A 22123-nucleotide genomic window follows, 5' to 3' on the forward strand; every position below is an offset into this window, starting at 1 on the left:
GCGCCTCCTGCGGAAGCTCCGCTGCAGCACCAACCGCATCACCGCGATCGTCCAGGCAGTTCTGGTCCTTCATCACGCGTCAGCGTGAGGTTGGAAAAGGCTCATTCAACGACCGGGCCTTCCGCGACATCGCCCTCGGGGAGAACTACTACCGGCTGCTCGATCTCAAGGAGAGCGCGCCGCGAGTGTGCAGGGCGGCGTGACCTGACGGGTCCGGCCCGGTCTTCGGCCACACCTGCGTGAACGAAGGCCAGGGCTCGGTGAACCGGTCAGGCGAGAGTATGTCGCCTGACCGGTTTCACTGTTGTCCGGATGGTGCGGGTATCCCCAGCAACCGGACAACAGCCACCGTCCGACGCCGCCATACCGCGCGTACGAGGTCGTCCCGCCCCCGCGAAAGTCCAAACCGGCGCACCCTAGCCAACCCCGCGCATGTTCCGCTGGAAAATGCCAGAAATTCCCCTCATGGGCAACACGCTGCGTAACCTCTCGTCACCTCAGCCGCGTTCGAGCACCACGCGCGGAGCCCGTCCGCAGCGGCGCCAGGGAGGAAGTCGCGCGTGCTTGGAATCGATGAGTGCCTGCTGGAGAGCATGGGGTTGCCCGGTGTGCGCGGCGCAGCGGTGGTCGACTGGACCAGCGGGCTGGCCCTGGGAACCATCGGCGACTCACCCTGCGGCGACCACGAGGCGACGGCCGCCGAGGCCGCCGAATTCGCCCGGACGGCGGCCGAACACCCCGCCTTCGTGGCGGGCGAGGTGGACCCGGCGGGGCTCCTCCCGGTCGAGGACGTACTCGTCACCGCCCGCACCGGCTACCACCTCCTGCGCTTCGTCGAGACGACCTTCGACAGCAGCCTCTTCCTCTACCTGTGGCTCGACCGCGAGCAGGGCAACCTCGCCATGGCCCGGCTGCGCCTGCGCGACCTGGCGCAACGGCTGGTCCTCGGATGACCCTCACCGAAGACCCGTGCGACGCGGTGCTCGTCTCGCCCATGCTGGTACGCCTCGTGGCCGAGCGGGCCACCGGCGCCCTGCTGCGCGACACGGGCACGCTCTATCTCGTCGACGGGCAGGTCGTCCACGCCGAGAGCCCCGCCGCACCCGGCCTTGAGGTGCTGCTCACCGCGAGCGGCCGGGTGCGCCCGGAGGGCTGGCGGCGGGCCGTGGACCAGGCGGGCGGGCGCGGGACGGTCGGCCGCTTCCTCGTCGAGAGCGGCCAAGTCGCCCGCGGCGAGCTGGAGTTGTGCCATCTCGGCGCACTCCACGACGCCGCGTTCTTCGCGCTCGCACCCGGCAAGGGGCCCACCCGGTTCCGGTACGGGGCCATGCACTGGATCGGGCCGGTGCGACCCGTCACCGCCCACGCGCTGGCCCGGGAGGCCTCGCGCCGCCGGGAACTGCTCGACCGGATCTGGCCCCACCCCGAGGTCGACACCGCGCCCGTCGTGCCGGTGCCGGACCGCCCGGGCCTGCCGGTCACCGTCCGCCAACGCGCCCTGCTCGCGGCCGTGGACGGCGTCCGCACCCCGGGCGCCATCGCCCGGCTGCTGGGCCGCCCCGCCTTTCACACCATGGTCGACGTGCGCAGGCTCGCGGCGGTCGGCGCGGTCGAGACGCCCCTCGCGGCCGCCCCGGTCGAGACCGTGCCCGACTGGGTCGCGCGCGCCTGCGCGGAGGCGGCCCAACCCTCGGACGAAGCCCTGCTCCGCAGGCTGCGGGACGCCCTGGAGGCCATGCCGTGATCCGCGCCCTGCGCCAACGCGCCGAAAGGAGACAGCTGATGACGGCCGAGGCCGAGATCCTCACCGAACTACGCCGACTGCGCACGCGCCTGCCGCAGGTCACCGGCGCCCTGACCGCCAGCGTCGACGGCCTCGTCCTCGCCCAGGACGCCATCGACGACGCCGAGTCCGTCGCCGCGCTGACCGCCGCCGCCCTCGGCGTCGCCCAGCGGCTCACCCACACCACCGGCCGCGGCGCCTTCCGCGAGCTCCTCGTCCAAGGCGAGGACGGCTACGCCGCCACCTACGCGGCGGGCTCCGCCGCAGTACTCACCCTGCTCGCCCTGCCGCGCACCAACGTCGGCCGGCTGCACCTGGAAGCCCGCCGGGCCGGAGCCCGGATCGGCGAGCTGGTCGACGGCGCGCTCGAACGGCTGGAGACCTCATGACCAGCACCGGACCCCGGGCCGCTCGGCCCCGGAACACGACACACAGCACCCACCGGAAAGGAAGTGCGAACCCCATGGGCAACACCGAAACCGCGCTCAAGGACGCGATGACCTCCATCGAGGGCACGATCGGCGTGGCACTCGTCGACTACAGCAGCGGCATGGCCCTCGGCACCCTGGGCGGCGGCAAGGACCTGGACCTGTCGGTGGCCGCCGCCGGAAACACCGACGTGGTCCGCGCGAAGGTGCGGACCATGGAACTGCTCGGCCTCAAGGACGAGATCGAGGACATCCTCATCACCCTCGGCGGCCAGTACCACCTGATCCGGCTACTCAAGAGCCGCGGCCACACCGGCCTGTTCCTCTACCTGGCCCTCGACAAGAGCCGGGCCAACCTGGCGATGGCCCGCCATCAACTGCGGCGGGTGGAGGACATGCTGGAAGTGTGAGGCCCCTTCCGTACGGGCAGGACGTGCCGGGGCCGAGGCCGGACCCGGCACGTCCACGCACTCGATAACCGCAGGGTTATCGATCACCGCGCGAAAACCACGTTGATCCGAAGGCGGCGCCGCCGGAAGCTGGAGGCACCGGGAAACACACCGCTACCAGCGGTGATCCCATGGCCCTCCCGTGGAGGCACACCTACGTGAACGACAGACTCGACATGACCGTGATGCACGCGATGCACAGCGCGCTGCGCCGGGAGCTGCGGCACATCGCCCGTATCACCGCACGGTACGACCCCGACCCTCGGCACATCCTGCGGGGCGCGGCCGGCTGGGAGATGTTCCGACGGGCCCTGCGCGCCCACCACGGCGCCGAGGACGACGCCCTGTGGCCCGCGCTGCGCGAGGCCCTGGACGGCCGGCCGTACGACCTCACCCGGTTGGAGGCGATAGAGGTCGAGCACGCCGTGCTCGCCCGTCTCGTGGGGACCGTCGACGAGGCCCTGGCCGACCCCGGCATCGACCCGGTCCTCCTCAGTGAGCTCGCCAACTCGCTGGTCACCGGCCTCGCCGGGCATCTCGCCCACGAGGAGGACGCGGTATTCCCGCTGGTCCAGGCCGTCGTGGACGAGGAGCAGTGGGAGCACTTCGGACGCGCCCATGCCCAGCGGATCGCTCCCCACGCGGCGCAGCTCCTGCCCTGGCTCCTGGAAGGCGCCGACGAGCACACGACCACCGTCGTACTGGCTCAGCTGCCGACACACGTACGCCGCGCGTACACGTATCAGTGGCAACCCGCATACGCCGTGCTCGACCGGTGGAGGATCCAGGTTCCCTCCTCCCGCTACCTGCTGCCCACGCCCGCGTCCATGCCCGTGGGCCCGCAACCACTCAAGGAGTTGTCATGACGACCGCCGAGCCCGTCGAGGAAACCGGCTCCCGCGTCACGCCCGATACGGATGCCGAACCGACGGCAACCGTATCTCTGGAACGCTGGCTCGCCCTGGTGGCCGTGGCCACCGGCACGTTCTCCCTCGGGTCGGCGCGGGCGTCGGACTGACCACGTTCAACGCCGGTCCACCCGCTCGGGGGTGTCGTCGAGGAAACCGCCCGACTGGTGCTGCCACAGCTTCGCGTAGGCGCCGCCCGAGGCCAGCAGCTTGTGGTGCGTGCCCTGTTCGACGATCCGGCCGCGGTCGAGGACGACCAGCTGGTCCATGGTGGCCACCGTGCTCAGCCGGTGCGCCACCACGAGCGCCGTACGCCCGTCCATCAACCGCCACAGCGCGTCCTGGACGAGGATCTCGCTCTCGGAGTCCAGCGCGCTGGTCGCCTCGTCGAGCAGCAGGATCGGGGCGTCGCGCAGGATGGCCCGGGCGAGGGCCACCCGCTGGCGCTGGCCGCCGGACAGCTTCACGCCGCGCTCGCCCACCATGGTGTCGAAGCCGTCGGGAAGCGCGTCGGCGAACTCGGTGACGTGCGCCGCCTCGGCCGCGCGGCGGATCTCCTCGTCGGTGGCGGCCGGGCGGGCGAAGGCGATGTTCTCCCGCAGCGTCCGGTGGAACATCGCCGGGTCCTGCGGTACGTACGCGATCAGGCTGCGCAGTTCGCCCTGCCGCAGCCTGCTGATGTCCCGTCCGCCGATCAGGATCCGCCCGCCGTCGATGTCCGTCATCCGCAGCAGGAGCCGGGTCAGCGTGGTCTTGCCGCCGCCCGACCGGCCGACGAGGCCGATCCTCGTCCCGTTGGGCACCGCCAGGTCGAGTCCTTCGAAGAGGGGCCGCCCACCCGCGTGGGCGAAGGTCACCCCTTCGAAGCGCACCTCGCCCGCCCGGTCCGGCAGCGGCTCCGGGGACGCCGGGTCGAGCACGGTCGGCGGTTCGAGCAGCAGCTCGGTGAACTGCGAGGCCTCCGTCATCGAGCTTTCCAGACGTCGGTAGATCTGGTTGAACTCGAACATGATCCGCGTGGCGTTGGCGTAATAGGTGAAAGCCACGATGACCGCTTCGACGCCGTGCTCTCCCCCACCGAGCCCGATGGCGAGCAGCAGGCCCAGCACATTGGTCAGTACGGACATGGGGGCGACCAGTGTGTCGATGCGCAGGTTGCCGTAGTCCCAGGAGCGCAGGGTGAGCCGCCGCGACTCCGCGACGCGGGAGCGGTGTTCGGCGGCCTCGCGCTCCTCGGCGGCGAACGAGCGGACCGTGTCCATGTTCATCAGGCTGTCGGCGACATGGCCCGACACCCGGGCGATCGCCTGCTCGCGCTCGGCGACCAGCGCCTGCCGGCGCCGGATCAGGGGTGTCACGCACAGCGCCGTGAGCCCGATCAGCACCAGCAGCCCCACCACGAGCAGCGGGTCGTACTGCCACAGCACCACCGACGCGAACACCAGCGGCACGAAGCTGCCCACTACGTTGAACGTCAGCGTGTCGACGCAGTCCTCGAAACGGGTGGCGAAGCTCAGCACCCTCTTGGTCAGCGACCCGGCGAAGTTGTCGTGGAAGAAGGCGGCGTCCTTGGCGAACAGCTCGTCCATGCCGATCACATACAGGTGCTCGACACCGCGGGCGTCGAGGCGGTTCAGGCAGTGCAGCCCGATACGCCACAGCCCCTCCGACAGCAGCAGCACCCCGGCGAAGCCGAGGACGTAGGGCAGCATCGGGCCCCTGCCGACGCTGCCGCCGTCCCCGGCGATTCGGGCGACGAGCTTGGCGACGACCAGCGGCGCGACGTACTGGATGCCGATGTTGCCGACCGCCGGCAACAGCATCGCCGGCGCGGTCAGCCGCCGCAGCCGGGCCAGTTCGCGCCCGTAGTAACGAAGTGCGAGGAGCACCGAGCCCCTGCTCGGTAAGCCCTCGCGCGATTCACTCGACTCAGGTGATCCCATCCCAACCCTGTGCTCTCGGACCGGCGGGTGAACACACGAGTGTCCCGCGTCGGCCCCGGCAGGGTCCACGGGTTTTCGTCCGACCGGCCCTCGCACATACGCTCAGCCGCATCTCAGTCCGCCGGGGAGCAGTGCGACCGGATGGCCTGACCGGCGGTGTACGCGGTCTGCTCGGCCGTCGTGAGGTCGCGGCCGACGGCTGTGCAGATCTTGCGGATGGCGGCTCGCGGGTTGAACGCCCGTACGCCCCACTCCCGTACCGCGCGGTCCTTGCCGCTGGTGAACAGGGTGTGCCCGTCCTTGCCGTAGAGGACCAGGGTCACCGCGCTGGTGTGCCCGCTCAAGGTGGCATAGGCGAGTCCGGTGGGCACGTCCCACAGACGCACGGTGCCGTCCTCGCCGGCGGTGGCCAGGGAGCGGTTGTCGGGGCTGAAGGCCACCTGCTCCAGCTGGGCGCTGTGGCCGGTCAGGAATCCGGTGCCGCGGCCGGTGGCGGTGTCCCACAGACGTACGGCTTCGTCGTAGCGGGTGGCCAGGGTGTGGCTGTCGGGGCTGAACACCAGGGCGCGGGCCACGTCCTTGAACGGCGGCAGCGCGGCGCGGACGTGGCCGGACGGCACGTCCCGCAGGCGCACGGATCCGAGGTTCCTGGTGGCGAGAGTGCGGCCGTCGGGGCTGAACACCAGGTCGTCCGTCTTGCCCGGGCCGCCCGGGAAACGGCTGAGCCGGTTTCCGGTCGCGGTGTCCCACAGCTCCACCTCCTTCGTGCCCGCGGTGGCGAGGGTGCGGCCGTCCGGGCTGAACGCCATGGACGGCATCCCCGTGATCTCCCTCTTCACCTCCGAGATCCGGCGTCCTGTCGCCGCGTCCCACAGGTGCAGTCGCCGCCCGTTGAGGCCGATGGTGGCCAGAATCCCGCCGTCGGGACCGAGTTGCGCCATGACCGGGTCGCCGCCGGGTTCCGTCACGGTGGTTCGCAGGGTGCCGGAGGGCACGTCCCACAGCTGTACGCCCGCACCGCTGGGCACGACCAGGGTGCGGCCGTCCGCGCTGAAGGCCACCGTGCGCACCCTCTCTGGAGTACGCAGGGTTGCGCGCAGCCGACCGGTGGCGGTGTCCCACAGCCGCACCACGGTGTCGCCGGTGGCCAGGGTGCCGCCGTCCGGGCTCAGGGCGAGGGTGTACGCGGATTCGAGGTCGGTGGTGAGCAGCTTGTAGGTGTGCTGGTTCTGCGTGATGTCCGAGAGACGGACCGTGCCGTCGGTGCTGGCGGTGGCGACGGTGTGGCCGTCGGGGCTGATCGCCAGCGCTTCCGGAATGCCGGTGTGTCCGGTGAGGGTGGCCACCGTACGGCCCGAGGCGACGTCCCACACGATGGGCGCGTCACGGCCGATGCGGTCCATGGCCGGCTGGCCCTCGGCCATGACGAGCGTGCCTCCCATGGTGCTGCCGGCCAGTGTGCGGCCGTCCGCGCTGAAGGCCAGATGCCGGAGCGTGGCAGCCGGACCGGTGAGGGTGCGGACACGGCCGTCGGCCGGCTCCCACAGCCGTACGCTCCCGTTGGCGTGCCCGACGGCGACCGTGCGGCCGTCGGGGCCGAACACCAGCGTCTGCGCCGCTCCGCCCGAACCCGCCAGGGTCTGCGCGGTCCGGCCCGTAGCGGTGTCCCGCAGCCGTACGGTGCCGGATGGGCTGCCCAGGGCAAGGGTGCGCCCGTCCCGGCTCAGTGCTACGGCGACCTGGTCCGAAGCCGCGGCGAGCAGGAGGTGCACCCGGCCGGTTTCCGGATCCCATCGCCGCACGGCACCGTTGGCGCCCGCGAGGATCAGCGAGCGTCCGTCGGCGGCGAATGCCAGCTCGCGGGCGGCCGAGACATCCGTCCTGACCTCGCTGCGGATCCGGCCCGCAGCCGTGTCCCACAACCGCAACGTGTCGTCGGCGTACGCGACGGCCAGGGTGCGGCCGTCGGGGCTGAACGCCATGGCACCCGCCTCCTTGAGGTCCTTGCCCGTCCCGGTCAAGGGGTGCAGCCGGCCCGTCGCGGTGTCCCACAGTCCTGTCTTCCCGTCCAGGCCGCCCACGGCCAGGGTCCGCCCGTCCGGGGAAAAGGCCATCGCCACCGCCCTGTTGAGCGCGCCGCCGAGCACCAGGCGGCGTTCGAGGGGGAGAGCGGCCGCCGCGTGCAGGCTCACCGCCGCCTCGTCGGTGGGGCTCAGCCGGTAGGCCGCCACGGCCAGCAGCGCGGCCGCGTCGGGGTTGGTCGCCAGCAGGGCCCCGGACCGGAGCGCGAGTTGGCGGGACTGGGCCCGGTGGTTGGCGGCGAGGGCGTCCTGGCGCTGCCCCCAGGCGAGCCCGGCCGCCAGCAGCGCCAGCACGGCCAGCACCGCCAGTGACACCAACAGGCCCCGCCGCAGCCTGCGTTCGCGGGTGGCGGCCGCCGTGCTGGCGGTGAGGAACTCCCCTTCCAGGCCTGTCAGTTCCGCCTCGGCCACCTCGGGTGTACCGAACGCGTCGCGGGCCGCCTCCAGTCGGCTCCCCCGCAGCAGCGCCCCGCGGTCGCGGTTCTGCTCCTGCCAGGCGCGGGCGGCCTCGGTCAGGCGGCGGTGCAGCCGCAGCCGCTCGCGGTCCTCGTTGATCCACTTCTGGAGCCGGGGCCAGGCGGTGATCAGCGCTTCGTGCGCGAGGTGGACGCCGGTGTCGTCCACCGTGATCAGGCGGGCCGGGCCAGCCGCTCCAGGACCAGCGCCCGGTCCGTTCCGGAGTCCGGGTGGTCGTCGAGTTCGGCGCGCACGGCGGGATGGCCGGTGTCCGGGGTGCCCTCGCCCGGGGTGATCAACCGCAGCAGGACCCACCGCACCTGCGCGGCCTGTTCCTCGTCGAGGCCGGCGTAGAGGTCTTCGGCGGTACGGGCGATCGCCCCGTGGACGCCGCCCGCCGCCTCGTACGCCTCCAGCGTCAGGGTGCGCCCCCGGCGCCGCCGCCATGTCTCCACCAGTGCGTGCGACAGCAGGGGCAGGCCGCCCGCCCGGCCGCTGGTCGCGTCGACGAGCCGGGCGGTGAGGGCCCGCTCCACGATCAGTCCGGCACCGGCGGCGGGTTTGACGATCGCCTCGCGCAGCTCGGCGGGCGTCATCGGGCCGACCGGCAAGCTCGCCTCCCGGACCACCGCGGCCAGGCCCGGATGCTCAAGGCAACGGCCGTAGAAGTCCGCCCGCACTCCCAGCACCACCCGCAGTCGGCTCTCGGGCTCCCCGGCGCGTAGCAGCATCTCCAGGAACTCCGCCCGCTGCCCCGGGTCGGTGCACAGGGTGAAGGCCTCCTCGAACTGATCCACGATCACCCAGGTGTCCCCCGGCGCCTCGTGGGGCATGAGCTGCTTGCGGTGCTCGGCGGCCGGCTGGGGCCCGGGGGTCAGGATCCGTATGACCGCCGGGCGCGGCAGCGGGTCGCCGGTGTCGCGCAGCCGGGGGATCAGTCCGGCGCGCAGCAGCGAGGACTTGCCGCTGCCGGACGGGCCGACGACGACGGTGAGGCGGTGTGCGCGTACGAGTCGCAGCAGGTCCTCGGTCAACTCGGTGCGGCCGTGGAACCGTCCGGCGTCGGCGGGCTCGAAGCGGGTCAGCCCGCAGTACGGCGGAACATCCGAATCCGGCTCGTCCGCGGGCGCGGAGACCACCTCCCGCACCGCGGCGCGCCACCGCCGCTCCCACTCCGCGCCGTCCCCGCCGCACGCCGCCACATAGGCGAGCGCGACGGACAGCGACGGCAACTTCACCCCGGAGGCCGCCTGGGACAGCGCCGACGGGGAGTAGCCGGTCTTCTCGGCCAAGGCCCGGTAGGACAGGCGCGCCTCCGAGCGCAACCGGCGCAGCCCGTCGGCGAACAGCGCCGCAGGCCCGGAATCCGTATCCAAAGGCTTCTCAGGCCGCGCCACCGCATTCCCCCGTTGCCGACCGGCTCCCGCGAGCGATCAAGAAACCCACGTGAGAAACCACGGGCCGCGCCGGGCAAGCCCTCCACCGGCCAGGTGCGGCAGTTCATGGCGACAGCCGCCAACAACCCACCAACACCATACCCTTGAGGGCACCCACAGACGGCTATGCACTCCATGTATAGTTGCCGCAACCAACGACACTCAGGGGTGACACCGTGCGCAAGCTCCGCATCAGGCTCATGGGCGAGTACTGGCAGGCCCTCATGCGGATGCTCGGTCGGCTGCCCGGCCAGCTGTAGGTCGCCTCAGGCACATCACTGCGCGCTGGCGGCCGGGCGTACCACGATCTCGTTCACATCGGCCTCCGGCGGCTGGGCGACCGCGTACGCGATGGCCCCGGCGATCGTCTCGGCGGGCAGGGCGACGGCACGATAGGCCTTCATGATCCGGCGCGCCTCTGCGTCCGCGAGATGGTCGACCAGCTCGGACTCGGTGACGCCCGGCGAGACGACGGTGACGCGGATGCTCCCGTCCGACTCCTGCCGCAACCCCTCGGAGATCGCCCGCACCGCGTACTTCGTGGCGCAGTACACGACCGCGGTGGGCGACACCTCGTACGCACCGACGGAGGCGATGTTCACGATGTGGCCGCCGCCCTGCGCCCGCATCACGGGCAGTGTCGCGGCGATGCCGTGCAGCACACCGCGCACGTTCACGTCGATCATGCGGTCCCACTCGTCCGTCCGCGCCGCGTCAAGACGGGACAGCGGCATGACCCCCGCGTTGTTCACCAGGACGTCGATGCGGCCGAGTTCGGCCCGAGCGGCCTCGGCGAAGGCGTGGACGTCGGCAGCGTCCGTCACGTCCAGGCGGCGGAACGCCGCACTGCCGCCCGCCGCGGTGATCTCACCGGCCAGCGCCTCCAGGCGATCGGTGCGGCGGGCCCCGAGGTAGACCCGGTGGCCGTCCGCCGCGAGCCGACGCGCGGCCGCCGCGCCGATGCCGCTACTGGCCCCGGTGATCAGTACCGCCTTGGCGATCCTCGTCATGATGCGCTCCTTCTCCGTCGACTCGGCCTGCTGCACGAGTGGATGGGACAACGGTCGGCGACGCGGCACACCCCGGCCAGGACGGCTTCTGCCTGGGTACGACACACCCAGTCAACGGGACGGCGGCAGCCGTAGGCTGGGCGCGGTGACGAGCAGTGAACTGGGTAGTTTCCTACGGGCCCACCGAGCCCGACTGCACCCCGACGACGTGAGCCTGGTTTCCTACGGGCGGCGCCGGGTGGCCGGGTTGCGTCGGGAGGAGGTGGCCGTGCTCGCCGGCATGAACGCCGACTACTACGCCCGCCTGGAACAGGGCCGCGAACGCCGCCCCTCCCCGCAGATCCTCGACTCGCTCTGCCGGGCGCTCCACCTGGACGACGACGCCCGCGACCACCTCTACCGGCTCGCGGGCAGCGTGCCGGACGGCGGCGGCCCACAGCCGCACGAGAGCGCGAGCCCCGCACTGCGGCAGCTCCTTGGCGCCTTCCCCGACACTCCGGCGTTCGTGATCGACCCGGCCATGGACCTCCTGGCCGCCAACCCCCTCGCCGACGAGCTGTTCTCCCCCTTCCAACGGGCCGACAACCTCGCCCGTATGACCTTCCGCGACCCCGCCGCACGCCAGTTCTTCGTCCACTGGCAACGGGCGGCCGAGGCGACCGTCGCCGCCTTGCGCCAGGCCACCGGCCTCACCCCGCACTACCCGCGCCTACGCGCGCTCGTCGCCGACCTGACCGCCACCAGCGAGGAGTTCACCTCGCTGTGGCGCGCCCAGACGGTCCACGGCAAGACACACAGCGCGAAGGAACTCCTCCACCCCGAGGTGGGCCCGCTGTCCCTGACGTACCAGAGCTTCGACGTACGCGGCGCACCCGGCCAGCAACTCCTGATCTACCACGCGGAGCCGGGAAGCCCGAGCGCGGACGCGCTCACCTTGCTGGGCACACTGGCCGCCACGCCTCTCACACCCCCGCCCGGACATAAGCCTCCAGCAAGTCAGCCAGCTCCTGCGGGTGGCTCAGCGCCGCCAAGTGACCGCCGGGCACCTCGTCGGGGGTGATACCGAGGCGGTCCTCGGCCACTTGGCGTTGGAAGGCAGCGGGGAAGAGGCGGTCGTCGCGGGCGGTCACCACTCGGGTCGGCACCTTCGGCCACGCATCGAGGGTGAACGGTGTCGCGAAGACCGCGTCGGACTCCTCCTCCGCGTGCTCCCCCGAGGCGTCGATCTCCGTCTGCGGCAGGTCGTGCAGGAAGTACGTCGCCACGTCGAAGGGCGCGTCCGGGTCACGGCCCTCGCTCACGTCGTGCGCGCGGCGTGCCGCCTCCTGGCCGGTGTTGGCCCACCACTCCCCCGGTGTCTCGCCGGGGCGCGGGATCATGCCGTTGACCAGCACGAGGAGCGACACGGGCAGTCGCGCGCACACCAGGGGCGCGGTGAACGCGCCGAGGGACTGTGCGACCACCACCAACTCCCCGCGCTCACCGACCGCTTCGACGACGGTGTCCACGTACTCCGGCAGCCCGGCCCCGGCATCCGCTCCCGGCAGGTCCACGGCCACCACGTCCCGCCCCCGGCGGCCCAGTTCGTCCGTGACGCCGTGCCAGTACCAGGAGGAGCCGCCGGCTCCGGGAATCAACACGTACGTGGTCATGGGTGCATGCACCTTCCGCGCGGGGACGTCTGCTTCTCCCCCTTGTGACTGTTGGTCCTCGCCGAACTCATCGGGCCCCATCCGGCGTGGCCGACGGCGCGACGGCGGCTGGTACCGTGCGATCATGCCGCGCCTGGTAGACGTCCCTGGTTACATACGTTTCTGGACCGCTTCGGCCATATCGGCCTTCGGTTCGCAGGTGACCGGGCTCGCCCTCCAGATCCTCACCGCGGTGACGCTGAGCGCGTCCGCCACGCAGGTGGGACTCGTCAACGCCGCCCGCTGGGTTCCGTACCTGCTCTTCGGGCTGGTGGCCGGAGTGGTGGTGGACCGCTGCCGGCGCAAGCCGGTCCTGGTCGCCACGGATGTCGGACGCGCGGTCCTGCTCGGTGCGATCCCCCCGCTCTACGCGCTGGACCGGCTGACCATCCCCGCACTGTGCCTGTTCGTCTTCGCCTTCGGGGTGTTGTGCCTGCTCTTCGACGCGGCCAACCAGTCGTACGTGCCACGGCTGGTCCCCCAGGAACAGCTCAACGCGGGGTACGCCCGGGTGGAGCAGGCCAACGCGGTCGCCGGCTCGACCGGTCCGTTGATCGCCGGGGTGCTGATCAAGGTCGTGGGCGCACCGCTCGCCGTGCTCGTGGACGCCCTCAGCTATCTGGTGTCCGGCCTGCTGATCGCCTCGGTGAAGGCGCACGACCCCGTACCCGGGGGACTTCGGGCTGGGCGCCACCTACGCGTGCGGGGGCGTCGGTGCGGTACTCGGCGGCGCGCTCTCGGGGCCGGTGACCAGGAGGCTCGACGTCGGCGCCACCCTCATCGTCTTCCGGCTGGTGGCGGCCATCGGCTGGCTGCCCCTGGTCCTCGCTCGCCCCGGACCGTGGGCCCTCGCCGCCACGTCGCTGGCCTTCTTCGTCGTGTCCCTGGCCATCGGCATCGGCAGCCCCGTCGAACTCAGCTACCGCCAAGCGGTGACGCCCGACGGGCTGCGGGGGCGGATGAACGCGACCATCCGCTCGTTCAACTGGGGGATGGTGGCGGTGGGCGCGCAGCTGGGCGGAGTGCTCGCCGACCGGATCAGCTTCCGCTTCTCGCTGTGGATCGGGCTGTCCGGAGCGGTCGTCCAGGCGCTCGTACTCGCCTTCTCCGGCACCCGGCAGGCGCGCACCGCCGACCACCTCACCCCCTCGCCCTCACCCTCCACTACAGCCTGACGGTTTGAGGCTTGAGGCGGACTCCGCGGCCGGTCAGCGGGAGGTGCTGAGCCAGTCCTCGTACCGGGTGGGGGCCACGCGCGCGTCCGGTCCGGCCACCAGCACATCGCCCTCGACCGCGGCGAACATGCCCGCCTTCTCGTCGGTGACGACGGTGAGCTGGTCCTGGCGGGCCGACACCGTGAGGCGGCCGAGCTCGTCCAGCGAGAAGACATCGGGGCCGGCGACGTCCAGGATGCCGTTGCGCGGGGGCGCGGTGGCGACGTCGGCGAGGGCGGCGACGACATCGGCCGTCGCGATGGGCTGAACAGGGGTGGAGGGCAGGCGGACGGTGTGGTCCTCGGTGCTCCACGACATGACCGCGTCCATGAACTCGAAGAACTGGGTGGCGCGCACGATCGAGTACGCGGTGGGGCCCTGCCGCAGCAGCTCCTCCTGGAGCGTCTTCGCACGGTAGTAGTCCAGCTGCGGCACCCGGTCGACGCCGACGATGGAGAGGATCACCTGGTGGCGTACGCCCGCGCGCTCGCCCGCGGCCAGCAGCCGACCCATGGTGGTGCGGAAGAAGTCCGGGGAGGCTTCGTCGAAGGTCGGGGAGTTCGTCACGTTGACGACCGTGTCCGCGCCCGCCAGCGCCTGGTCGAGCCCCTCGCCGGTGAGCAGGTCGACTCCGGTCGACAGGGATGCGGCGACCACCTCGTGTCCGGCCTCGCGGAGTCGGGAGACGAGCTGGGAACCGATCAGTCCGGTGCCTCCGATGACCGTGATCTTCATGACCGTGCCCTTCCGTGTCGGTCTGCGACTGCCTGTGACCTTCAGCGAACCAAGCGCCACCGACTCGACGCAAACTCGGATACCTGATGTCCGAGATAATACTCGGATAGTCTATGTCCGAGTCAAATGGAGGGCGACGCATGAAACTGTCCGGTGGCGTGGAATGGGCGCTGCACTGCTGTGTGGTCCTGACGGCGGCGACCGAGCCGGTCCCGGCCGCCCGGCTGGCGCAGCTGCACGACGTCTCCCCCAGCTACCTGGCCAAGCAGATGCAGGCCCTGTCCCGGGCGGGCCTGGTGAAGTCCGTACAGGGAAAGACCGGCGGATACGTACTGACCAGGGCGGCCGCCGACATCACCGCCCTGGACGTGGTGCAGGCTGTCGATGGCGCGAATCCGGCGTTCGTGTGCACCGAGATCCGGCAGCGGGGCCCCCTGGGGACGCCGCCCGAGGAGTGCACGAAGCCGTGCCCCATCGCCCGCGCGATGTCGGCCGCCGACGCCGCCTGGCGGGCGTCCCTGCGGGGCGTCTCGGTGGCGGACCTGGTCGGCTCGGTGGAGCGGGACAGCGGGCCCGGGGCCCTGCCGGGCATCGGCGCGTGGCTCAACTCGGCGCAGGCCTCCGACGGTTGAAAGTTCCTGGTGCGGCCGGCGCCCGGACGGCCTGCCCGGGACGACGGGATTTGCCTGCCGGGCGACCGGAGTCACCCCGTCGGTCTGCGGGCTATGCTGCTACACAGACGCCCAAGCCCCCGGCGGCACGTGTCGAATGACCGCGATGCCCGTCGGAACGGACCCCGGTCCGCTCGGCAGGCGCACCCTTCGAGGAGTGACCCCGGAACGCCGGGCCGGGACCCGTGCCCGGCGCCGAAGCCGCTCGTCCGCCTCCGTGCGCACCGGAACCCGCACCGCGACATGCGGGCCGAGGCGCCGACTCCGGCACCGCCGTACCGCATGGCGCGGCGGGCCACATGAACCGAGGCACCATGCCCCTCCCCCAGCTCAACGTCTACCGTCACGACCGCGAGGCCCGGGCGCTCATCACCCTGGCCGGTGAGATCGACCTCGCGACCGCACCGCTGCTGCGGGAGACGCTGGCGCGGTGCCTGCACGACGGGATCCGGACCGTCGACGTCGATCTGACCCCCGTCACCTTCTGCGACTGCAGCGGCCTCAACACCTTCCTCGACGCGGCGGAACTCACGACGGCCGCGGGCGGGACCCTGCGCCTGCACTACCCGTCGTCCGCCCTGCACCGGCTCCTCGAACTCACGGGCTCCACCTTCCTGCTTCACACGCTCGCCAGCCAGCCGGGTCCGGCGCTCTCCGGCCCCGGCGCGGTGTCGCATCAGCCCGTTACGGGCGCGAGCGCGGGCGGAGCGCGATGACGGCCCGGTCCGGGCGCGAGCGCCCGAGGAGGAGTCCCCCTGACTCGCATCCCCTGCGCGGCGAAGCGTCGTCTACGCCGCCGCCCCCAACTCCGGGGCAGGCACGGCGAACACGGCCCCGGCCGTTGTGCCGAGGTCGGAATGGACGTGGAGGAGCCGGGTCAGCCCGGCGGCGCCCAGCGCCGCGGCGACGCTGGGGCTCGGTGCGAGGAGGCACAGCCCGTCGCCGAAGGAGCGGGCCCGGCGTGCGGTGGCGATGAGCAGCCCCAGGCCGAGGGCGTCGCAGGACGTCACGCCCGACAGGTCGAGGACCAAGAGGTTTCCGGGACCGTGGGACACCCGCACAAGGCGCTCGCGCAGCCGGGGAACAGTGGCGAGACCCAGACGTCCACTGACGGCGATGACCACGCATCCTTCGGCGCCGTGGCTGGGCGGCGGCCGACTGCCCGGGACGGTGGGCGCGGGCAGCGACCGGCGCCCCTGCGCGGACGTACGGGCGCCTTGCCCGCCAGGACGCAGGCGCGGTGCGGCGGCGGGCAGAGAAGTGGTTCGGGAACTGGTCGACACCCTGGGCCTCCTCGGGGCTGATCGGCACGCTGCCGGGGGCTGGGGCGTTGCCCTCACCCTAGTCCTGCCCCCTGCCACGAACAGGCCACCGGATGCGCGGGATGGGGCACCCTGGCGCGGCTCGTCAGCCGCCCGGCCGGAGCGGGGCCGCCGTGCCATCTCACCTCATCCGGCCGTCCGAACGGCCTCAGTCGGGGGTGGTCGCTATGAGGATCTGTGCGGCCTGGGTGATGTTGTCGGCGCGGACGGCTCGGGCCATCGCGGTGCGCGCGGCGTCGGCGGTCGTGCCCGGAGGGACCACGAGCAGCGAGAAGTGGTCGCTGTCGCCGCGGGTGACGAGGACGGTGTCGTCGCCGACCGGGAAGGAGTCGAGGTGCACGACACGGTCGTCGACCACCAGACGCGTCGGGATTCCCCGCCAGGCGGTGGCGTCGAGCCCGACCCGCGTGATGGGGCCGAGGTGCTCGGTCAGCGCGGTGATCAGCGCGGGCAGTTCCTCCGCGATGTCACGGGACCGCGGCCACCACGCGCCGTCGAGAACCCCTTCACGGGACCGGGTCGTCTCCAGTCGCAGGAGCGCCGTTCCGGGCTTCACCGCTCGGTGAATGGCGTCCGGAAGGAGTCCCGGCGGGGTGGGGGTGTCGGATTCCGCCATGGTGGTTCGCCTGCCTGCGGGTGTGCCGACACCTGCGCCGGTACGGACACCCCTGTGGTGGTGGAGTGGCGAGGTGACGCCGCTGTTTCACGGTACTCCGGGTGACTGCGGCGCGGTGGTCGTCCCAGCCGACCGGCATCGGAATCCGCCCCGCTCACACGTGCCGGGTGAGCCCTTTCGTCGGGGCGACGCCGCGACGCCGACAGCCGAATCTCCCTCCCCCGTACTCCCCTCATCGGCCCTACCGAGGAGTACGCTGGAGTTACCGAGAGCACTTCGTACGCCAGCCTCCGCGTCGGCGTCGTTCTTGGCGAGCAAAGACACCGGGCCGCTGTCCACGGACGGCGACCTGGAGACGGGTTCGCGTGATGTCCGCGACCACTGATCTTCCCCGGCCGCGGCGCGAGAGCCCCGCAGACCCGGCACCGACGGCACGCCTCGCGCTCAAACCCGCCGACGCTGCCCGTGGACTTCTGGACGGAGCCTGGTGGCCCCGCTCCCGTGACCTGCTGAGCGAACTCCCCGCACTGCTCGACGTGCTGGACCCCACATGGGCCCGGATCACCCGTATCGCCGTCAACCCTCGGCACTGGCCCGTCATCCCGCGCAAGATCCCCGTACACGGGCATGTGGTGAAGGCCGGCTGGTTCACGCCCGAGGTGGATCCGCACAAGATGCTGCTGCTGTCGTACGGCGTCGGCCGCTGGGATCTGCTGGTGATCCCTCCGCAGACCGACGAGGCCACCGCCGCACGGCTGATGGCCGCCGCGACCAACGCCACCGGGCCGCCGCTGACCGCGAGCGCGCTCATCTCGGCCGAGTACGGCCCCGGCGCAATCCCGACCACCGAACGGTCGACGGACACCGACGAGTCGGAGGAGGCATGGGAGTACGAGGGCGGCGCGCCGACGATCCGCCTCGGCGTCCCGGCCCGGACCAGCCGCCTCCTGGTGGGGATGTGACCGCCGTGACCACAGCACTGACCATCCTCGTCATGGTCTTCCTGATCATCTGCGCGGCAGGCCTGATCCACCGGCTCAACGCCCAGCACGCCGAGCGGATCATCCTGCACCGCTACAGCCGGTTCGCCCCCGGCCGCCGGGACGACCGCGCCGACATCGCCCAGCCGGTCCCCGGAAAACCCGAGCCGCTCGCCGTCCCCGCCCGCCGCGACCAACGGGACGGCGGCCGAGGACGCCTGCGCCCCCGGCGCAGGATCCGGCACACGGCCGGGCACTGATCTACCGGCACCGATCCACCAGCCCCGCCGCACCCCCAGAGCCCCAGACCCCGGCCGCACACCCCACCGAGGTCAAGGAGCCCCGTATGTCCATCAGTTCCACCTCCCCGCCGCCCGCCGGTCCGCCGATGGCGAGCCCGTCGTCGCAGGAGTACGACGGAAACGCCCCTTTCCCCGTCGACGACGCGCAGCCCCGTCGCACCGGCGGCCGACGGCTGTACGCGGCGGTGACCGGCGCGATCGTGGTCATCCCGTTCCTGGCTCTCGGCCTCGGCGGCTGGCTGCTCTGGGGCAGCCTCGTCCATCCCGCGGACGTCCTGCTGGCCCTCGGCCTCTACACGGTGACGGGGCTGGGGGTGACCGTCGGCTTCCACCGCGGTCTCACCCACGGCGGTTACACCGCCGTCCGCCCCGTGCGCATCGCGCTCGCCGTGGCGGGTTCGATGAGCTTCCAGGGCGATCCCATCGGCTGGGTCGCCACCCACCGGCGCCATCACGCCTTCACCGACCGCCCGGGCGATCCGCACTCCCCGTACCGCTACGGAACGCATCTGCGCGGGCAGCTGCGAGGCCTCGTCCACGCCCACATCGGCTGGCTGTTCCGCGACGAGCAGACACCGGCCGCGCGGTACGCACCGGACATGCTGGCGGACAGCGACATCCGCGCGGTCTCCCGGCTGTTCCCGGCGCTCTGCGTGCTCACGCTGGCGCTGCCGTTCGGTGCGGGCTGGGCGATCGGGGGCACCTGGCGGTACGCGGTGACCGCGCTGCTGTGGGCCGGATTCGCCCGGATCGCCCTGCTCCAGCACGTGACCTGGAGCGTCAACTCGCTGTGCCATGTGATCGGCGAGCGGCCGTTCCGTACCCGGCGCCACGACCGGGCCACCAACTTCTGGCCGCTGGCCCTGCTCTCGTTCGGCGAGAGCTGGCACAACCTCCACCACGCCGACCCGACCAGCGCCCGGCACGGCGTCGACCGCGGCCAGATCGACCCCTCGGCCGCCGTCATCCGCCTGCTCGAACGCCTCGGCTGGGTACGCGAGGTGCGCTGGCCGACCCCGGACCGCATCGCGGCCCGCCGGGCCTAAGGTGTCGCCGGGGCGGCTCGGTCAGCGGCGGGCCACCGCGGCGTTGGCCTTCATCAGCAGCGGGATGAGGACGTAGGCGGCGATGGGGACGACTATCACCGTGAGGATCAAGGTCCGCAGCAGCAGCGGCAAGTGGGCGGTCGTCGGGCCGAGCAGGCCGAGGACGGCGGTGATGGTCGGGTAGACCGCCAGCCAGGTGATCACAGCGCGGCGGTGGATGGACGGGGCGGCGGCAGACGTGTTCGTGGACATGGAAATCTCCCGGTCAGGGTGGCTGGAGGCTCGATCCCCAACCGTCGGGTTGGATTCTGACATCCCCTCATCTCCATGTCCAACCCATTGGTTGGGAATGAGTTAAAGTCATGGCATGGCCTGGGACACAGCACGCACGCGGCAGCTCCTGCTCGACGCAGCGGTCGAGGAGTTCGCCGAGCACGGCCCCGAGGGGGCCCGCGTCGCCCGCGTCGCGACCCGTGCGGGCATCAACAAGGAGCGGATCTACCAGTACTTCGGCAGCAAGGAGAAGCTGTTCGTCGCGGTACTGGAGTCCGAGCTGCAAAAGCTCGCCGCAGCCGTCCCGCTTACCGATGAACAGGCCGCCGACCTGGGCGACTACGCGGGCCGGGTCTTCGACTACCACCACACGCACCCCCACTTCGTACGGCTGCTGGCCTGGGAGGGCCTGCTCTGCCAGGACCGGGTGGCAGCGGAGTGCGAACGCACCGACCACTACGCCGAGAAGATCGCCACGGTGACCGCCGCCCAGCGGAACGGAACGCTGACCGACGCGGTCGGCGCGGGCGAGCTCATGCACGCGGTGATCGCGCTGACCGCGTCCTGGTTCACCCTGCCCCAGCTCACCCGCATGCTGATGTCCCCCGCGGCCCGGAGCGGCCCCGAGCACCAGCGCGCGGCCCTGGTCACCGTGGTCCGCCGGCTGACCTCCTGATCCGGAGGCGCGGACGGGAGCTGTTCGCGCTGCCGGCTGCCGAGCCGGTCCGAGCGCCTTGGCGCGTCCTCCATGGGACACGGTCCGCTGAATGGAACCACAGTCGTCTCCCCGCCACGCGCCCGCACAAGCTGTCGGGGGCACCTCCGTAGTGGAGTCGCCGAGCCAACCTCAAGGAGCACCCAGTGAAGTTCCGTCTTGGACGCGGTTCTCGTACCCGTACTCAGCGCCTGATCAGAACGCTTGCCGCCGCCGCGGTACCGATGGCCGTCCTGGCGCTGTCGACTCCCGCACACGCCGGGGCGCAAACCCTGCTGTACACGAACGGCTTCGAAGGCAACCAGCTCAACTCGTGGGACCACGTCACCGGTGACGACGCCCAGGCCGGTTTCGAGATCAACACCGGCACGGCCGACACCGGTCAGAACAACGGATGGCTCAGCGCCCGCCAGGGCTGGGCCCGCGAAGGAACGTGGGCCGGAATCGACGGCATCACGAGGAACTCGACCTGCACGGCCAGGATATGGGTACACCCGCAGGACACCGTGGGCTTCGCCCTGCGGGTGTGGGACTCGAAGGGCACCAAACTCGGCGAGACGGTCCCCCGGCTCTACCCCAGCACCTACTACCAGTCCGTCACGACCCCGCAGTGGTCGCCCCAGGGCAACACCGGTGTGTTCGTCGAGGCCGTCATCAGTTCGTACGACGGAACGACCCGGACGGTACGGATCGACGGCTTGTCGGTGGACTGCACCATCTGATTCCCACGGCCCGTCGAAGCCCCTCCTGGAATACGCCAGGAATTCACCCCCATTCGGCTGGCACCTACGATGTCGGCACTTTCGGCGCGAATTCCTTCCGCTACCGTCGGCCGTGAAGGCAGGTCACAGAAGTGCCTGCTGAATCGCATCCGATCGTGTGAGGCGTTTTCCCATGAGCCTGTCCATCCGCAACCAGATCCCCGGCACCGTCACGGCGGTCACCACCGGCGAGGCCATGGCGTCGGTGAAGGTACGGCTGATCGGGGGCCAGGAGATCACCGCGGCGATCACCACCGAGGCCGTGAAGGACCTCGGCCTTTCCGCGGGCGCCGCCGTCAAGGCCCTGGTGAAGTCCACCGAGGTGTCCCTCGCGACCGGCCCGGTCGAAGGCATCTCCATCCGCAACCAGATCGCCGGTACGGTCACCGACGTCGCGACCGGCGGCGCCATGGGCGCGGTCAAGGTAACCGTCGACGGCGGCGAGTTGACCGCCGCCATCACCAAGGACGCCGTCGAAGCACTCGGCCTGGCCACCGGTACGTCCGTCGTCGCGCTGATCAAGTCGACCGAGATCTCCCTCGCCGCCGCCTGATCACCCCCACCGCCGGAGGGCCGCGCACCCTAGTGGCGCGGCCCTCCGGCGCGGGCACACCACACGCAGCCGCGTGTCACCCTCCCGATCTCTCTCTCCGGCCGCTCGATCCTGCCCGATGATCGGCCGGTGAACGTCTCCGTCATACTCACCGCCGCCGCGACGCCGACCGCTCCCGCTCTCGTCCTTCGCCCCTGGTGCTCGGACGACATTCCCGAGCTGATCGAGGCGTACAAGGATCCCGCTCTGCGCCGTGGGGCACGCTCCCCGCTGGAGAGCGAGGACGATGTGCGGCGGTGGATGCGGATGCAGGAGGAGGGGTGGGAGACGGGCGACCGGTTCGGCTTCGCCGTCCTCGAAGCGGCTCCGGACACGGCGCGGCAGCTGGTGGGCAACGTGGTGCTCAAGGACGTCGCCGCCGGGGAGCCCTGCGCCGAGGTCGGGTACTGGACGGCAGCGGCGGCGCGTGGGCGCGGTGTGGCTCCGCGCGCCCTGGAGGTTCTCACCTCCTGGGCGTTCGACACCTTCGGAGCCGATGGCCTGGAACGCCTCCAACTCCTGCACCAGGTCGACAATCCGGCATCGTGCCGCATCGCGGAGAAGTGCGGGTACGCCTACGACCGGACTCTTCCCGCGTGGCCGCCCACGTACCCGCTCGACGGGCATCTGCACATCAAGACCGCGCCGGAGCACGGCACTTCGGGGGATGTGCGGGCCGATTGAGGCGAGGCCTCCCGGTACCCGCACCTC

The 22123-nt window shown here is 71.6% G+C and carries 24 protein-coding genes and 3 pseudogenes; 18 read left to right on the forward strand and 9 right to left on the reverse strand.

The features are described 5' to 3' along the window. From IE252_RS36535 to IE252_RS36565, 7 genes and pseudogenes are all read left to right on the forward strand, one after another. A pseudogene (locus IE252_RS36535) lies at positions 1-88 on the forward strand (IS5/IS1182 family transposase); the annotation flags it as partial. A gap of 472 nt (positions 89-560) precedes the next feature. Next, a complete protein-coding gene (locus IE252_RS36540; protein WP_190093784.1) occupies positions 561-953 on the forward strand; it encodes a hypothetical protein in 393 nt (130 codons plus the stop codon). Then, entirely contained in the window at positions 950-1744 is a 795-nt protein-coding gene (locus IE252_RS36545; protein ID WP_190093785.1) for a transcriptional regulator, read from the forward strand. Before IE252_RS36540 ends, IE252_RS36545 begins: the two co-directional genes overlap by 4 nt. A gap of 38 nt (positions 1745-1782) precedes the next feature. Continuing rightward, positions 1783-2172: a roadblock/LC7 domain-containing protein gene (locus IE252_RS36550; protein ID WP_190093786.1), complete on the forward strand. Its 390-nt coding sequence runs from the start codon at positions 1783-1785 to the stop codon at positions 2170-2172. A gap of 74 nt (positions 2173-2246) precedes the next feature. Then, a complete protein-coding gene (locus IE252_RS36555; RefSeq protein WP_190093787.1) occupies positions 2247-2621 on the forward strand; it encodes a hypothetical protein in 375 nt (124 codons plus the stop codon). Positions 2622-2818: 197 nt separating this feature from the next. Next, entirely contained in the window at positions 2819-3526 is a 708-nt protein-coding gene (locus IE252_RS36560; protein WP_229849029.1) for a hemerythrin domain-containing protein, read from the forward strand. Next, a complete protein-coding gene (locus IE252_RS36565; RefSeq protein WP_190093789.1) occupies positions 3523-3678 on the forward strand; it encodes a hypothetical protein in 156 nt (51 codons plus the stop codon). Before IE252_RS36560 ends, IE252_RS36565 begins: the two co-directional genes overlap by 4 nt. Positions 3679-3684: 6 nt before the next feature. Here the strand turns inward: IE252_RS36565 and IE252_RS36570 are convergent, their stop codons facing one another. The 4 genes and pseudogenes from IE252_RS36570 to IE252_RS36580 form a co-directional block, all read right to left on the reverse strand. After that, positions 3685-5511, reverse strand: coding sequence for an ABC transporter ATP-binding protein (locus IE252_RS36570; protein ID WP_190093790.1), 1827 nt, complete (start codon positions 5509-5511; stop codon positions 3685-3687). A gap of 113 nt (positions 5512-5624) precedes the next feature. After that, positions 5625-6953, reverse strand: coding sequence for a WD40 repeat domain-containing protein (locus IE252_RS36575; RefSeq protein ID WP_506417302.1), 1329 nt, complete (start codon positions 6951-6953; stop codon positions 5625-5627). Between the two features lie 386 nt (positions 6954-7339). Then, positions 7340-9445: pseudogene (locus IE252_RS44405) on the reverse strand (WD40 repeat domain-containing protein); the annotation flags it as partial. Positions 9446-9759: 314 nt separating this feature from the next. Further along, complete coding sequence (locus IE252_RS36580) at positions 9760-10494, reverse strand: SDR family oxidoreductase (RefSeq protein WP_190093791.1); 735 nt, start codon at positions 10492-10494, stop codon at positions 9760-9762. A gap of 145 nt (positions 10495-10639) precedes the next feature. Here IE252_RS36580 and IE252_RS36585 point away from each other — a divergent pair, with 145 nt between their 5' ends. Then, positions 10640-11554, forward strand: a complete 915-nt coding sequence (locus tag IE252_RS36585; protein WP_190093792.1) for a helix-turn-helix transcriptional regulator — start codon at positions 10640-10642, stop codon at positions 11552-11554. Here the strand turns inward: IE252_RS36585 and IE252_RS36590 are convergent. Further along, on the reverse strand, positions 11457-12146 hold the full coding sequence (locus IE252_RS36590) for an alpha/beta fold hydrolase (RefSeq protein ID WP_190093793.1): 690 nt from the start codon (positions 12144-12146) through the stop codon (positions 11457-11459). The genes IE252_RS36585 and IE252_RS36590 overlap by 98 nt on opposite strands. 124 nt (positions 12147-12270) lie before the next feature. Here IE252_RS36590 and IE252_RS36595 point away from each other — a divergent pair. After that, positions 12271-13360 (forward strand): annotated as a pseudogene (locus IE252_RS36595) (MFS transporter). A 33-nt stretch (positions 13361-13393) separates the two neighbouring features. Here the strand turns inward: IE252_RS36595 and IE252_RS36600 are convergent. After that, positions 13394-14134, reverse strand: a complete 741-nt coding sequence (locus IE252_RS36600; protein ID WP_190093794.1) for an SDR family oxidoreductase — start codon at positions 14132-14134, stop codon at positions 13394-13396. A 140-nt stretch (positions 14135-14274) separates the two neighbouring features. Here IE252_RS36600 and IE252_RS36605 point away from each other — a divergent pair, with 140 nt between their 5' ends. Together IE252_RS36605 and IE252_RS36610 are read left to right on the forward strand one after the other, a co-directional pair. Continuing rightward, on the forward strand, positions 14275-14766 hold the full coding sequence (locus IE252_RS36605; RefSeq protein ID WP_190093795.1) for an RrF2 family transcriptional regulator: 492 nt from the start codon (positions 14275-14277) through the stop codon (positions 14764-14766). 353 nt (positions 14767-15119) lie between these two features. Next, entirely contained in the window at positions 15120-15521 is a 402-nt protein-coding gene (locus IE252_RS36610; RefSeq protein WP_190093796.1) for an STAS domain-containing protein, read from the forward strand. Positions 15522-15593: 72 nt separating this feature from the next. Here the strand turns inward: IE252_RS36610 and IE252_RS36615 are convergent, their stop codons facing one another. Further along, complete coding sequence (locus IE252_RS36615) at positions 15594-16088, reverse strand: STAS domain-containing protein (protein WP_190093797.1); 495 nt, start codon at positions 16086-16088, stop codon at positions 15594-15596. A 187-nt stretch (positions 16089-16275) separates the two neighbouring features. Then, a complete protein-coding gene (locus IE252_RS36620; RefSeq protein WP_190093798.1) occupies positions 16276-16743 on the reverse strand; it encodes a DUF5994 family protein in 468 nt (155 codons plus the stop codon). Positions 16744-17111: 368 nt separating this feature from the next. Between IE252_RS36620 and IE252_RS36625 the strand changes: the two genes are divergently transcribed. The 3 genes from IE252_RS36625 to IE252_RS36635 all read left to right on the forward strand — a co-directional run bounded on the left by IE252_RS36625 (position 17112) and on the right by IE252_RS36635 (position 19071). Further along, positions 17112-17705: a DUF5994 family protein gene (locus tag IE252_RS36625; RefSeq protein WP_190093799.1), complete on the forward strand. Its 594-nt coding sequence runs from the start codon at positions 17112-17114 to the stop codon at positions 17703-17705. A gap of 5 nt (positions 17706-17710) precedes the next feature. Then, positions 17711-17983 (forward strand): hypothetical protein, encoded by a 273-nt coding sequence (locus tag IE252_RS36630; RefSeq protein WP_190093800.1) that lies wholly within the window; start codon positions 17711-17713, stop codon positions 17981-17983. A gap of 86 nt (positions 17984-18069) precedes the next feature. After that, positions 18070-19071 (forward strand): acyl-CoA desaturase, encoded by a 1002-nt coding sequence (locus IE252_RS36635; RefSeq protein ID WP_190093801.1) that lies wholly within the window; start codon positions 18070-18072, stop codon positions 19069-19071. A gap of 21 nt (positions 19072-19092) precedes the next feature. On the opposite strand, the gene IE252_RS36640 is transcribed toward IE252_RS36635, so the two are convergent. Continuing rightward, positions 19093-19323: a putative antibiotic biosynthesis monooxygenase gene (locus IE252_RS36640; RefSeq protein WP_190093802.1), complete on the reverse strand. Its 231-nt coding sequence runs from the start codon at positions 19321-19323 to the stop codon at positions 19093-19095. Positions 19324-19438: 115 nt separating this feature from the next. On the opposite strand from IE252_RS36640, the gene IE252_RS36645 reads away from it, so the two are divergent. The 4 genes from IE252_RS36645 (at position 19439) to IE252_RS36660 (ending at position 22096) form a co-directional block, all read left to right on the forward strand. Further along, positions 19439-20020 (forward strand): TetR/AcrR family transcriptional regulator, encoded by a 582-nt coding sequence (locus tag IE252_RS36645; protein ID WP_190093803.1) that lies wholly within the window; start codon positions 19439-19441, stop codon positions 20018-20020. A 185-nt stretch (positions 20021-20205) separates the two neighbouring features. Beyond that, complete coding sequence (locus IE252_RS36650; protein ID WP_190093804.1) at positions 20206-20781, forward strand: hypothetical protein; 576 nt, start codon at positions 20206-20208, stop codon at positions 20779-20781. Positions 20782-20953: 172 nt separating this feature from the next. After that, positions 20954-21373 (forward strand): TOBE domain-containing protein, encoded by a 420-nt coding sequence (locus IE252_RS36655; protein WP_190093805.1) that lies wholly within the window; start codon positions 20954-20956, stop codon positions 21371-21373. Positions 21374-21502: 129 nt separating this feature from the next. Continuing rightward, positions 21503-22096, forward strand: a complete 594-nt coding sequence (locus IE252_RS36660; protein WP_190093806.1) for a GNAT family N-acetyltransferase — start codon at positions 21503-21505, stop codon at positions 22094-22096. Positions 22097-22123 lie beyond the last annotated feature (27 nt).

It is taken from the genome of Streptomyces melanogenes (assembly GCF_014649795.1).
Lineage (GTDB): Bacteria > Actinomycetota > Actinomycetes > Streptomycetales > Streptomycetaceae > Streptomyces > Streptomyces noboritoensis.